A 12,791-nucleotide genomic window follows, 5' to 3' on the forward strand; every position below is an offset into this window, starting at 1 on the left:
CCGCCCCGGCGCCACAGGGGCGGTCGGGCCCGCACCGCGGGGCTCGTACCGACGCACCGCGGGTGCCCCTGCTGACCTCGCACTGACGCAGCGCGGGCGCCCGTGCTGACGCAGCGCGGGCGCTCGTCCTGACGCACCGCGGGCGCCCGTGCTACCGCAGCGCGTCAGCGACCTCACGAGCCGCGTCGAGGACCCTCGGCCCGACCCGTTCCGGTACGGCGTCCGCGAGCATGACCACACCCACGCTGCCCTCCACGCCCGATACCCCGACCAGCGGCGCCGCCGCCCCGCAGGCACCGGCTTCGAGCTCGCCCTGTGTGAGGGTGTAGCCCGGGTGGTCGACCGTCTTCTGCCGGGCGGTGAGGATCGCCCGGCCCGCGGCACCCCTGTCCAGGGCGTGACGGAAGCCGGCCCGGTAGGCCACGTGGTAGTCGGTCCAGGTCGGCTCGACCACGGCGACCGCGAGCGCGTCCGACCCGTCGACGAGCGTGAGGTGGGCGGTGGCCCCTATGTCCTCGGCCAGGGAACGCAGCGCGGGCAGCGCCGCCTCCCTGACGAGCGGGTGCACCTGACGGCCAAGGCGCAGCACGCCCAGACCCACTCGGGCCCGGCCGCCCAGATCACGCCGGACGAGCGCGTGCTGTTCCAGGGTGGCGAGCAGTCGGTAGACCACGGTGCGGTTGACGCCGAGTTTGTTCGACAACTCGGTGACGGTCAGGCCGTGATCGGTATCGGCGAGCAGTTTGAGGACACGCAGTCCCCGGTCGAGCGTCTGAGAAGTCTCCGCGGTCACGACGCCCTCTCCCTCGTGGTGAGCGGGGCGGTTGTCTCTCCGGGATGCCGACGCCGGTCCCACGGCGACGCACCGAGAGGCCGCCGACTGGCCATGGCACCGGCTGCGCTCCGCGGCCACACTGCCACGGGGCGTTCATGTTTCGGGGACATTAGCGAGAGGGTCCGCTCAGCGGAAGCCCTCGTCCAGAATCCGGTCTCCCTCCGGAGTCGCACGACATAACCGCCGGTCAGCGGGAGACCGTCCGGAACGCGAACATCTACGCGCGTTCAAGTCGGGTGACGCCTCGGCAACGCTGCGTACATGACGCGTGAACGATTGTTAACACACCGTGAAATAAATGTCGCAAAAAATTCCCGCCCGCAGCGCCCGCGGTACTGTCACGCGCCCCTCGGGGAATGGCGAGCGCCCCTCGCGGAACCGCCCGCCGACGCCCGGCGTCCGGCCCGGATCACACCGCGGCCCCGGTGCACGGGCGGCGTGATCCGCGCGTGCGCCGGGGCCTTCGGAAGCAGGAATCACCGCATCCGGGTGGCCCACTCCTGAACCTTCTTGATCCGGTCCTGGATCTGCCCGGCGGTCGCCTCCGCGCTGGGCGGGCCTCCGCACACCCTCCGCAGCTCGGTGTGGATCACACCGTGCGGCTTGCCGCTCTGATGCGTGTACGCCGACACCATCGTGTTGAGCTGCTTGCGCAGCTCCAGCAGCTTCTTGTGCGTGACCACCGGCCGGTTCTCGGCCGCCTTCTCCAGCAGGTCCGCCTCTTCCGCCGGCTTCTGCCTGCTGTGCGCGATCTGCCGGGTCTGCCGCTTCTGGAGCAGCAGCTGCACCTGGTCGGGTTCGAGGAGGCCGGGGATGCCCAGGTAGTCCTGCTCCTCCTCGCTGCCCGGGTGCGCCTGCATGCCGAATTCCGCGCCGTCGTAGAGCACCCGGTCGAAGACCGCGTCGGACTCCAGAGCCTCGAAGGGCAGCTGCTCCTCGGTCTCCTCGTCCTCCAGCTTCTCCGCGTCCGCGAGGAGCTGGTCCTCCTCGGCGAACGGGTTCTCCTCGTCGCTGCCCTTCTTGGGCTTGTCGAGCACGTGGTCGCGCTCGACCTCCATCTCGTTCGCGAAGTCGAGGAGCATCGGGATGGTCGGCACGAAGACGGAGGCGGTCTCGCCCCGGCGCCGCGACCGCACGAAACGGCCTACGGCCTGGGCGAAGAAGAGCGGCGTCGAGATGGTCGTGGCGTACACGCCGACCGCGAGGCGCGGGACGTCGACACCCTCCGACACCATCCGGACCGCGACCATCCAGCGCGACTCGTCCTGGCTGAACTTGTCGATCTTCTTCGACGCAGCCTTCTCGTCGGAGAGGACCACGGCCGGGGACTCGCCCGTCACCTTCTTCAGGATCTTGGCGTACGCGCGCGCCGACTCCTGGTCCGTCGCGATGACGAGCCCGCCCGCGTCCGGAATCCCCTTGCGCACCTCGGTGAGCCGCTTGTCGGCGGCGGCCAGCACGTTGGGGATCCACTCGCCGGTGGGCGCGAGCGCGGTGCGCCATGCCTGCCCGATGGCGTCCTTGGTCATCGGCTCGCCGAGCCGGGCGGCGATCTCGTCCCCGGCCTTGGTGCGCCAGCGCATGTTGCCGCTGTAACTGAGGAAGATCACGGGGCGGACGACCCCGTCGGCGAGGGCGTTGCCGTAGCCGTAGGTGTAGTCGGCCGAGGAGCGGCGGATGCCGTCGTTGCCCTCCTCGTACGCGACGAAGGGGATCGGATTGGTGTCCGACCGGAAGGGCGTACCGGTGAGCGCGAGCCGTCGCGTCGCCGGGTCGAACGCCTCCTGGCAGGCCTCGCCCCAGGACTTCGAGTCACCGGCGTGGTGGATCTCGTCGAGGATCACGAGCGTCTTGCGCTGCTCGCACCGGTTGCGGTGCAGCATGGGGCGCACACCGACACCGGCGTACGTGATCGCGACCCCGTGGTACTCCTTGCTCACGGGGCCGGCGCTGTAGTCCGGGTCGAGCTTGATGCCTATGCGGGCCGCGGCCTCCGCCCACTGCTTCTTGAGGTGCTCGGTGGGCGCCACGACGGTGATCTGCTGCACCACGTGGTGGTGCAGCAGCCATGAGGCGAGGGTCAGCGCGAAGGTGGTCTTCCCGGCGCCGGGTGTCGCGACCGCGAGGAAGTCGCGCGGCTGCTCCTGGATGTACTTCTCCATGGCACCCTGCTGCCAGGCGCGCAGCTTCCCGGCCGTCCCCCAGGGGGCGCGGCCGGGAAAGGCGGGTGAGAGGTGGTGGGAGGCGGTAGTAGTCACGGTCTCCGGTTCGGGGCACTCGGGTACGTGGGCGGCTGCCGATACGACAACCGGGCCACCCTACCGGCGGGCGGCGCGGAACCCGCCCTGGACGACGCCGCCCCGGAGGATAATGCGACAGCTGTCACACCTCGGCGACGACACCACGATCCCCTACCGAGATTGCACCCGACTCGCGACCCACACCCCCACCAGCGCCACCGCCGCCATCGGCAGGAACACCACCGTGAAGGCCCCGGGATGCGCCGTGGCCGTACCGCTTTCCACGGCCCCGTGGGCGGCCTCGCCCACCGCGCCGCCGCCGAGCGCGGCGAATGCCGCACCGCCCGCGGCGAGCAGCAGCGCGTTGGACAGGCCGTCCGAGATCTGGAGGGCAGCCGAGTTGGCACCCGCCTCGTGCGGCGCCGACAGCTTCAGCAGCAGCACGCTCGTCGACGCGATCACGATGCCCATGCCGAAGCACCCGACGCCCCAGACCACGGCCAGCGTCCACACCGGTACCGCCTCGATCAGCACACTCGGCGCCGCGACGATCGCCAGGGTCACGAGCACCATGCCCACCACCATGAGCGCCCCGCGGTGGGGCTCCAGCCGGGGCCGGGCCAGGACGTACGAACCGAGCGCCCAGGTCAGACCCCCGGCGGCCAGGGAGAGGCCGGCCAGCGTCGGGGAGAGGCCGCGCTGGGTCACGAGCATCAGCGGGACGAAGGACTCCGCGACGATGAACGAGCCGGCCGATATCCCCCGCAGCAGGATCACGGCGGGCAGTCCCCGCGCGGCCCGCACGGTCCCCCGGGGCAGCAGCCCGCGCACGGCGGGGACGAGTAGCGCGGCACCGGCGAGCGCCGGGACCAGAGAGACCCACCGCAGCTCCTGCCCCGCGTACTGAAGCAGCCCGGCACCGGCCGAGATCCCGAGCGCGAGCCGGATGCGGCGCCGGTCGAAGGGCTCCGCCGCGGCCTCCGCGTCCGCGGCCCCTCCCGCCATCCGCCGGATCGCGGGCAGCGCGAGGCCCAGCGGCAGGAGGATGAGAACCGGGATGCCGACGAAGACCCAGCGCCACCCGAGGTGCTCGGTCACGGTGCCCGAGGCCAGCGGGCCGACGACGGACGGGACGATCCAGGCCGCGGAGAAGCCGGCCATGATGCCCGGCCGGATCCGCTCCGGGTAGGCCCGCCCGATGACGACGTACAGCGCCACGATGACGAGCCCGCCGCCGATGCCCTGGACGGCCCGCCCCAGGATGAACGTCCACATGTTCGCCGCGGTCCCGGAGAGCAGCAGCCCCGCCCCGAAGGCCCCGATCCCGGTGGCGAGCGGGGCGAGGGGCCCGCGCCGGTCGGCCCACTGCCCGGAGAGCACCATGGCGAAGAGGCTGGTGGTGAAGTACGCGGAGAAGGCGAAGGCGTAGAGCGGGATGCCCTGCAGCTCACGGGCCGCGACCGGCATCGCCGTACCCACGGCGGTCGCCTCGAAGGCGATGAGCAGGACGACGGAGACGATGCCGATGCTGAGTGCCCGGTAGGTCCGCCCGAGGACACCTTCCGCCGGCTCGGCGACGGTGGTCTCGACTATGGCGGCGGTGACCTCGGCGTCACGGGGTTCCAGGGCAGTCATGAGCCCCAGAGTAAGGGCCACACCCCCCGGTGACCCCTGTCGGTGGGCGGAATCCGGCTGGTCCCTTCGCCGTAGGACCAACGGCTCGCCAGGACCGCGAACATGAACGCGGTATGGCAGTCACGTTGCGGCCCGCCCGCATCCCTTGGCCGGGCCCCGGCGGGCCCGTACGGTCGACAGCAGATCAACAACGCACGGCCGTGTGCCCGAGAGGCTCAGGGGCTCGACTGCAACTCGAGTTACACCGGTTCGAATCCGGTCACGGCCTCCATGGTTCCCCGTCGCGCACACGCGGCGGGGAACCGGTCTTTCCTGCCGCCAGCGTGCCACCCCTTGGCGAAATTCACACCGGGCACCGCTCAGGCGCACTTCAATTCCTTCTGCGCGAAAACGACGAACTGCTCCAGCAAGGTGCGAAAAATGCGACGGTTCTTCGTCGCCTGGGCACCCTTGCTCGGCCGGTCATAGGCATGGAGACTCAGCTCGATGTATCTGCCCGGACTATTGGGCCCCTTCGAGGGCTCGCAAACAATGTACGAGGCGGCCCCGCTGTACCAGAGAATCCCCTCCTTTCCGACGTCGATCGACTCAGGTTCCAATTTCTCCCAAGAGGTCCAGTCGATATCACTCTCGAAGTCGAAACGGTGACCACCAGCCTGAAACCTCACTGCACCGTCAATTTGCAGCGAGCACAGCGAGCTTGAGTCCGGGTAGAACGCATGGTGACTATCAGCAATGAACTTCGCCTCCTTACCCGAAGGCAGAAGCGGCGATACCTCCTCCGAGGTGAAGACGTCCCAGCACATTCGTTCGGGCAGATCCGGGACCGCCTGAGCCTCCTCGGAGCACCCGGCGAGAAGTGCAACCAGCGATGCCGAAACCGACGCCACCGCCAACGCCTTGGTAAATTTCCGCACGCCTACTTCCCTTTCGGATGAGAGCTATCGATCATGCCGCGCCCGATGGAGTGCGCTGCCGCCGCCTCCGTTGAAGCCGAACCCTTGTAGTCCTGCGCTCCGCCCGCTCCACCGCGCCCATCAGCGACTCCGAGATCAGCAGTTGCTCCGCCGCTTCCTTCTGTGTGTGACCCGCCCGCACCCGGTGGATGCGGGGGCTCCAACTCCGCCTCATCGGCATTCACTTCGACGCCATCCGGCTGCGCGGCGTCCGGGGCGAGGCGGTGCTGCACCACCTCGCCACCCTCACGGACGGCGATCCGGGGCCCGTCGTGCGGGAGATCGCGGGGGCGCGGTGGACGTACTTCCTGCTGGAACCCGGCGCGAGCCAGGATTTCGACTGGCCGCCCGGCGCAAAGTGCTTCGGCCCGGCGGCCCGCGACCAGTACGTGGGGATTCCGGCTGCCCACGGCAACACGTATCCGCTGAGCTGGCGGTGCGGACCCCGCAGGACGGGGACTTCGTGGACGCGGAGCTGCTGTACGGGCTGGTGATGGCCCAGCTCGCCCCGACACATGACTGCTCAGGGGGTGCGCATCAGGTTGCGAAGGCTCGCGACAAGGGCAGGGACGTCGCGTTCGACCTCGGCCGGGGCTGCGGCCGATGACGATTCCCCCGGCTGGTGTGCGGTCGCGCAGGGGCGGCAGAGGCCGTCCGGGAGCGCTTCGGCCGGGCCGGGGCGGCCACAGTCGGCGCACTCGACCAGGACGCTGCGGACGGGGGTGGCGGAGAGGCCGCCCTGGTTCGGTGCGGGTGCCGTGGGCAGGTGGGGTGGCATCTTGTCGGTGAGGCGGCGGCGTACCAGGCCGATGGGCGATCCGATGCACTCGGGCAGTCCGGCGGTGAGCGCCGAGGTCAGGTAGTCGGCGCCGACACCTCGCGTGAACCATGCGGCGGCGAGCGGTTCCAGCGCGGCGCAGTCGGCGGCGGAGAGCGCCAGGCGGGGTTCGCTGCGGCCGAGTTCGGCGAGGGTGAGGTAGGCGGGGGAAGGGGCCGCGACAGCCGAGGAGGCGCCTACGCCCGGCTCCTCTTGCGGCGCCGGGGGCGGGTTGGGGCCAGGCCGCTCCGCAGTGCGCTGTCGGGGCACGACCGCCGGTTCGGCGGAGGGTGCGGGCGCCTGCTCCGGGCCAGCGGCAGCCTCACCTGCGAGCCTGGCGATCCACCACTCGTTGTCGTGAGCGGTCCGGGACCAGTAGGTGAGCGTCACCCACCGGCACTGACCGGCCCCTTCCACCCGGCAGCGCACGCGACGCAGATGCCCAGCCACGGCGAGGGCGCGCAGTGCGGTGCCGATGGCCATCTGGCCGTACAGGGGCAGGTCCTTGGCCAGCGACTTGATGTCCATGGCGGCGCCGTCGGGGAGGTGGTCGACATACCCGGCGACGTAGCGTTCACGCTCGGGCAGGTAGGCGAAAGCCACTGCACCGGAGGGGTCTTGAGCCGGGACGGTTTGCTTGCCGTAGCCGGTGTGCGCCTTGCGGTACGGGCGCGAGGCTGCGGGAGCGGGCGGGGCGGAGCTAGGGTGCTGGATAGCCACGAGATCGTCCTTCTTGGGTGCGCGATCTTGGGTCAGACCCCGGCCGGTGCGGCAAACACCCGTCGGGGTCGTCTCGTCGTGGGCACCGTAAGCAGCCGCGACTCTCCGCTGCAACTCGATCACGATTAGTCATACTTGCTGGCCGTGGCGGGGTGGGGAGGGAGGGGAGGTTTCCCCAAAAGCCCTTACCTACGCCCCGGATGAACAACACCGCTCGAACCTCGGTCCTCGCGTCTCAGCCCTCGAAGCCCGAAGCTCAAGCGTCGGCCCGCAGGCATCCCCCGATCCCCCGAACGAATGACAGGGCCCGCACCCGGCGCTCGGCCCCCGAGGCTCGGGGCCCGAGCGCCGGGGTCAGTCAGCGTCAAACGTCGGCCGGGGCTCCAGGCCGCCGTCGTTCTCGCAGGTCAGTTCCTTCGCCATGGCCAGGGCGAAGGAGTGCGCCACGGTCGCGTAGGCATCCTTCAGCGCCTCGGCGTCGCCTTCGGGTTCCGTGGGTAGGGCCCCGTAATTGACGTGGACGTCGACGTGGGCCGGCGCCGCGCCTGGCAGTTTCCCGCTCCGACAGGCGAAGGTGACGAACGCGCGGTCCGGTGCCGTACCTGCCAGCTCCCCCATATCCAGCGCCGTGTATCTCGGATCCAGTCCCCCCTTCGGAGCGCTGCCGGAGAGACGCCAGGTGATCCGCAGATCAACGTCGGGCACGCCGACGGGGGTGAAAACGCGGCAGACATCCCCGTGGCCCGTGACGGAAGAAGTGAACTGGTCACTCAGGTCCTTCGCGGCGTCGGCGACCGTGGACGTACGTCCCGACGCCTCGAACCGCGAGGAACCCGTAATCATCTCCAGCGCCTCACCTGCCCGGGCGGACACCGCAGCGCCTCCGCACAGTCGGTCGGGAGACACCGACTGCTCCCAGGCCTCTTCGGCGCGGCTCTTCTCCTCACCACAGCCGACGACACCGGCCAGCAGCAAAACGGTCGCCCCCAGGCCCACACTTGCCCTACGCATGGGAGCACCTCAGGAACTGTGCGTGTTCTTCCTCATCTGCCACACACCCGGCTCCCAGGGGCACCGCCAGTTCAGCAGCTGTAAGCCATCGCTTCACCACGTGCCCTCGCTCATCGCCTATGTGGCCGCAGGCAGTACGGAGGGAATGACAGGAGGCGTCGCACACCCCATCTCCTCCGTCACCGACTGAGCGAACGCCCTCAGCAAATCCCACCGGAGTTCCGCTCCAAGACTCACACCTGACGCCTCGAACTGGAGAGGCAGGCCGGACGACTGCGCGGCAGTCGCTCCGGGCACCGCACACGCCGCAATCAACTGCATCCGGGCCGGGCCAGGTTCCGGTGCCACGTACACCAACTCGTTCACCCGACGCCATGTCCGGCTGTTCTTCGGATCGTCCATCAACCCGAGCGAGAGAGAGGACCACTTCACCGACACATCAACCGTGCCGCTGAGCTGGTCTCCCTCGAACGCATCCATGCGGCAGCCGGTGTAAGAGTTGTGCAGCAGGTCCGACTCCTGCCACTGCTTCGCCTCCTTTGCCAGGCCTGTTGCCAGGACATCGGCCTGAGGCGTTCCGCTCACCTCGACATCGCTTCCGCCCGTCGTCTTGACGGCAGCCTCCACGTTTTCGGCGCCGAGCAAGGACTTGCATCGATCCAGCTTCGGGGATTCCGCTTCTGTACGATCTTCGCCCCCGGAACATCCAGAAAGAAGTCCGCCGAGGACCAAGACCACGATGACGGTCAGCTTGTTCGCGTTACGCCGCACCTTCACTTGACCCTCCCCTGATCACTGGCCGCGGTTTTGCCGTTGCCGTAGTAGGTCTCGATGTCCAAAGCAAGCTGCCGCTTGTCGTCTGCCGACATGCCGACCTCGTCCGCGTAGTTGAGCAGCGGGGTAACAGCACCTTGCTCCCCTACAGCCTTGAACTTGTCAATCCCCGTCAGGGCGTCATCATTGTTGTCATATTCGCGCTCCTTCAGGTATTCCATCGTCTCACCAGCGTATCCAGTGTCAATTGCCGCAGTCGCGGTTTCCATGACGAGAGGGACTGCTGTAGCGGCCACTACGCCTGCAGCAGGACCCAGGACTACCGCAGTACCGACACCCACCACAGCGCCTACGCCAGAACTGACGCCGAATTTCCTCCACTCAGCGCTCTTTTCCATCTCAAGTATTTTGGCATCCTCTTCGCCCTTGAACTGTTGATGGATCCCGTCAATGCGCGATTCGTCGAGGATTCCGTGCACCTTCGCACCGTTGGACCCGAAGATCAATGCGGAATCCTGATGCTCGGCTCCGAATGCCTTCAGCCCGCTCGCCTCGTAGACCTGTTGTGCTGATGACAGTGACTTCCAACCCTCTTCATCAGCCGCCACCACACCCATGAACCGGCGACTCGCGGCCTCGCCGAAGTCGGTGCGCTCCGAGCCATCACTGCTGTTCGCAAACAGCGAGTCACGCCCGAGTTCGTCTCCGGACGAACCGAAGTTGTACGTGGAGTAGTTGAGGTCGTCGATATATGCGGCCCCCATACGCCCCAGGTTGTCCTTCAGCGCTTCGTGCCGGCCCAGCAGGTCCGAATCCGAACCATAACTGTCGATGACCTCCTTCATGATGCCCGCCGTCACCTCGTCCCGCTTCAGAGTGGGCGTGGGGTCGTCCCAGGCATGTCCGGTGGTAGCTGCCTCCAGGGCTTTTCCTAGCGCATCGGGCATGTACGCCATCGACTTCTTCGCGTCATCCTCGTCGTGACCCACGATGTCGTAGAACGGTTCATAGTCCTCGTTCTGGAAGAAGTCCAGATAGCTCGTTATTGTCTCCCCATCCTTGTTCTTACCGAGGTCCGCAGCTCCGCCCTTCGGAGTGCCGTCCTCGTTGTAAGCCGTGGGCTCGGCGGAGAAGAACTGCTTCGCGGCCTCCGGACTGTGCCCCAAGGCTTCCATCATGCTGGTCACCGGGTCGTAACCGGAGCCGTTGATACCCGAGGGGTTCAGCGGATTCTCGGGACCGCCGGGCAGACCCTTCGAATCGTAGAAGAAGTCGTGGTCCTTCTGCCGCAACTGGACCACGTGCTCGGCAATGGGGTTGAGGAACTTCGGGTCGTAGTTCCCGTACCGCATGATCCCGCCGAGCAATTGGTATCCGAAGGGGCCGCCGTAGTCGTTCTTGGCCAGCGGGATGCGTTCCGTGCCCATCTTGCGGAGCTCTGGGCCCCACTCTGCGGTAAACGCCTTGTCGTGGGAGGCGGTGGCCAGGTTGAGGCCCAAGTTTTTCTGCAGCGCCTGGACGTCCTTGAGCCGCTGCTCATCGACTTCGGTGTACTCGTTCGTGTCCCGGGCGAGCTGCCCGAAGAACGCAAGGGACTTTTCCGGTCCTAGGTTCTCGTAGAAGTTCTTCGAGAACTCCACCGAATTCCTGTTTTCCTTCAACAGCTCGTTGAGAGCCTGAAGTTCCTTGTGCGTCAGCTCGCTGCCCTTGGCAGCCAGGTCGGCGGCCCGGGCGGCCTCCTCCTGGTCCATCTTCGTGTACTTCGGGGCGTTGAAATCCTTGCGATCGGTGACGTTGGCTTCGAGGGAATTCTTGAAGGACACGTCGGTGTCGTTGCAGTTGTCGACGATCAGGTCGATCTTCTTCTGCCAGGAGGCGATGTTCGCCTTCTGCTGCTGCACCAGTGCGGGGTAGTCGGGGTCGTGCGCCTTCTGCTGGGGAGGCATGTCCTCCACAGGATGGCGTGCGGTGACCTTGCCGTAGCCGTCAACTTTGATCCCTGCCGCAGGCCCGTCGTGGTCCCGAATGTTGATCAGGTCGTCCTTGGCCTTCTTGATGGCGTTGTGGCCCTCTTCGAGGATCTGCTTCACGCCCTTGGCCTCGGCCGCGGCATCCGCGACCTCCTTGACCGTCTTGCCGATGAACGGCTTCGTGACACCGGCGTTGAGGCCGTCCCAGTCGGCCTTGTCCGCCTTGGCCTGCATCCCGTCACGGGCCTCGGTGGCGAGCCTGTCCAGATCGCCCGCCATCTTCGACCAGTCGTCGACCGCGGTCTTCAGCTTCACCAGAGGGGCGTCGACTATGTCCTCGTACTTGAGCGTACCCATGTTCCCCGCCCCCTACTTCATGTATTCCGAAAGCGCGGAGATCGGCGCCAGATCTCCCTGGATCTTCACGTCGTCATTCGAGTGCTGGGCCTTGGTGTAATCCAGGTGATTCGAAATGTGCGCAAGAGAATCCAGCAGCGTCTTCAGGTGCGTGTTCCAGCGGTCATGCACCTTGAGCACCGCCGAACCGCTCGCGAAATTGCCGTTGGTGAGCGCGATCGCTGCTTCGAAGGTGGCAGGCCGTGCGTGGTCGCCCTGCCGGGACACCTTGGTCCGCAGATCATAGGCGTCATTTCCGATACGGCCGAGGTCGTCCCGATTGACCACCAGATCACCGGAACTGCCCCCGCCGCCCTCGGCCGGGACACTGTTGATCCGCATGGCGCTCCGCGCGGCCGCAGCCGCGCGGAGTTCGGCCCATTCCTGTTCGAAGGTCACGATTTTCCCTAAGTCCGTCCTTACAGACCGCTTCGTCCGAGACAGGCGGCCACCGACCTGCTCACCGTATCGGTTTCGTCCTCGCCGGCAACGAGCGGACGGGAATTCCGAGGCTCGACCGCAACCAGGGTCGCGCCGGTTCCGGCGAGTAGCATCTGATCCCTTGTCCGGGCACCGATTCAGCGGGGGAGTGCGCATGGCCGCAGTCGTCTTCTTGTTCGCCATCGCCGCCGCATTCCTCGTCATCGCACTGGTCGGCCCGTACTGGTTGTACTGGCGGGCCCGGCTGCACGCTCAGCGGCAGCCGTCGGACGCGGCTCTCGCGCTGGGGCGGGTCGCCGCGTTCGGGGTGGCCGGGGCATTCGTCTTCGGGGGCTGTTCGGTCCAGGAAGGCGTCGACAAGAGGACCTGGACCGCGAGCGAGGTCAGGGAGGCCGCCGAGGACGCGGCCGGGTCCATGGCCGCCGACACGCAGATTCGCCGTGACCCGACGGACGGCTACACCTCGCTGGTCGAGGCGGCCGTCCTGAAGGCCGGCGAGGACCAGGGGCCCTCGTACAAGGTCTCCGTGGAGCGAGCCGGTGAGGGGCACGACTACGAGATAACGGCGGGCAGTAGCGACACCACCGTCTGCATGCACGTCACGGAGGAGGAGTCCTCGGAGGGCGGGGTCTTCGTCCCGGGAGCGGACGGCGGCAACAGCAGCTCGATCCCTGAGTACGACCTGGCCGCCACCGTCGACGACGGCGCCTGCTGAGCATTCGGGCGGGCCGGTGTTGCGACGGCCCGCGGGTGCGGTCAGCCCCTGACCGCACCCGCCAGGAATGCCGTCCAGGTGCTTGGGGCGACGGCGAAGGTGGGGCCGTCGGTGACCTTGGAGTCGCGGACGTGGACGTCGGTATCCCCGCGCCGGACGGCAACACGTTCCCCCTGAGCTGGCCTTGCGGGGCGCCGGAGGAGGGTGAGTTCGTGGACGCGGAGTTGCTGTACGGGCTGGTGATGGCCCAACTGGCTCCGCAGGAAGGGTGAGACGGGAGG

At 67.8% G+C, this 12,791-nt stretch carries 12 protein-coding genes, 1 tRNA gene and 1 pseudogene; 4 read left to right on the plus strand and 10 right to left on the minus strand.

Annotated elements, in window-relative coordinates; genetic code table 11:
- Positions 1–151 precede the first annotated feature (151 nt).
- The 3 genes from OG379_RS15295 to OG379_RS15305 all read right to left on the minus strand — a co-directional run bounded on the left by OG379_RS15295 (position 152) and on the right by OG379_RS15305 (position 4,710).
- The gene (locus OG379_RS15295) at positions 152–793 is read right to left on the minus strand and encodes an IclR family transcriptional regulator (protein ID WP_104786256.1); all 642 of its coding nucleotides are present in this window, start codon (positions 791–793) and stop codon (positions 152–154) included.
- A 518-nt stretch (positions 794–1,311) separates the two neighbouring features.
- The gene (locus tag OG379_RS15300) at positions 1,312–3,093 is read right to left on the minus strand and encodes a DEAD/DEAH box helicase (RefSeq protein ID WP_393766325.1); all 1,782 of its coding nucleotides are present in this window, start codon (positions 3,091–3,093) and stop codon (positions 1,312–1,314) included.
- Between the two features lie 153 nt (positions 3,094–3,246).
- A complete protein-coding gene (locus tag OG379_RS15305) occupies positions 3,247–4,710 on the minus strand; it encodes an MFS transporter (RefSeq protein ID WP_405663061.1) in 1,464 nt (487 codons plus the stop codon).
- A gap of 196 nt (positions 4,711–4,906) precedes the next feature.
- Here OG379_RS15305 and OG379_RS15310 point away from each other — a divergent pair.
- Positions 4,907–4,981: transfer RNA gene (locus OG379_RS15310), tRNA-Cys, on the plus strand.
- An 88-nt stretch (positions 4,982–5,069) separates the two neighbouring features.
- Here OG379_RS15310 and OG379_RS15315 read toward each other — a convergent pair.
- Positions 5,070–5,627 (minus strand): hypothetical protein, encoded by a 558-nt coding sequence (locus OG379_RS15315; RefSeq protein ID WP_405663063.1) that lies wholly within the window; start codon positions 5,625–5,627, stop codon positions 5,070–5,072.
- Positions 5,628–5,815: 188 nt separating this feature from the next.
- Between OG379_RS15315 and OG379_RS15320 the strand changes: the two genes are divergently transcribed.
- Positions 5,816–6,160 (plus strand): hypothetical protein, encoded by a 345-nt coding sequence (locus tag OG379_RS15320; RefSeq protein ID WP_405663065.1) that lies wholly within the window; start codon positions 5,816–5,818, stop codon positions 6,158–6,160.
- A 29-nt stretch (positions 6,161–6,189) separates the two neighbouring features.
- On the opposite strand, the gene OG379_RS15325 is transcribed toward OG379_RS15320, so the two are convergent.
- From OG379_RS15325 to OG379_RS15345, 5 genes are all read right to left on the minus strand, one after another.
- A complete protein-coding gene (locus tag OG379_RS15325; RefSeq protein WP_405663068.1) occupies positions 6,190–7,203 on the minus strand; it encodes a MarR family transcriptional regulator in 1,014 nt (337 codons plus the stop codon).
- A gap of 354 nt (positions 7,204–7,557) precedes the next feature.
- A complete protein-coding gene (locus OG379_RS15330; RefSeq protein ID WP_405663069.1) occupies positions 7,558–8,214 on the minus strand; it encodes a hypothetical protein in 657 nt (218 codons plus the stop codon).
- A 117-nt stretch (positions 8,215–8,331) separates the two neighbouring features.
- The gene (locus tag OG379_RS15335) at positions 8,332–8,991 is read right to left on the minus strand and encodes a hypothetical protein (protein ID WP_405663071.1); all 660 of its coding nucleotides are present in this window, start codon (positions 8,989–8,991) and stop codon (positions 8,332–8,334) included.
- Entirely contained in the window at positions 8,988–11,315 is a 2,328-nt protein-coding gene (locus OG379_RS15340; RefSeq protein WP_405663073.1) for a hypothetical protein, read from the minus strand. Before OG379_RS15340 ends, OG379_RS15335 begins: the two co-directional genes overlap by 4 nt.
- Positions 11,316–11,327: 12 nt before the next feature.
- Positions 11,328–11,753 carry a hypothetical protein gene (locus OG379_RS15345; RefSeq protein ID WP_405663075.1) on the minus strand — a complete coding sequence of 142 codons (426 nt, stop codon included), beginning with the start codon at positions 11,751–11,753 and terminating at the stop codon, positions 11,328–11,330.
- 196 nt (positions 11,754–11,949) lie between these two features.
- Here OG379_RS15345 and OG379_RS15350 point away from each other — a divergent pair, with 196 nt between their 5' ends.
- A complete protein-coding gene (locus OG379_RS15350; RefSeq protein ID WP_405663077.1) occupies positions 11,950–12,510 on the plus strand; it encodes a hypothetical protein in 561 nt (186 codons plus the stop codon).
- A 41-nt stretch (positions 12,511–12,551) separates the two neighbouring features.
- Here OG379_RS15350 and OG379_RS15355 read toward each other — a convergent pair.
- Positions 12,552–12,626: pseudogene (locus OG379_RS15355) on the minus strand (hypothetical protein); the annotation flags it as partial.
- A gap of 15 nt (positions 12,627–12,641) precedes the next feature.
- Between OG379_RS15355 and OG379_RS15360 the strand changes: the two are divergent.
- The gene (locus OG379_RS15360; protein ID WP_405668842.1) at positions 12,642–12,782 is read left to right on the plus strand and encodes a hypothetical protein; all 141 of its coding nucleotides are present in this window, start codon (positions 12,642–12,644) and stop codon (positions 12,780–12,782) included.
- The last annotated feature ends 9 nt before the right edge of the window (positions 12,783–12,791 follow it).

This window comes from Streptomyces sp. NBC_01166, assembly GCF_045039765.1.
In the GTDB taxonomy this organism is placed as follows: Bacteria; Actinomycetota; Actinomycetes; order Streptomycetales; family Streptomycetaceae; genus Streptomyces.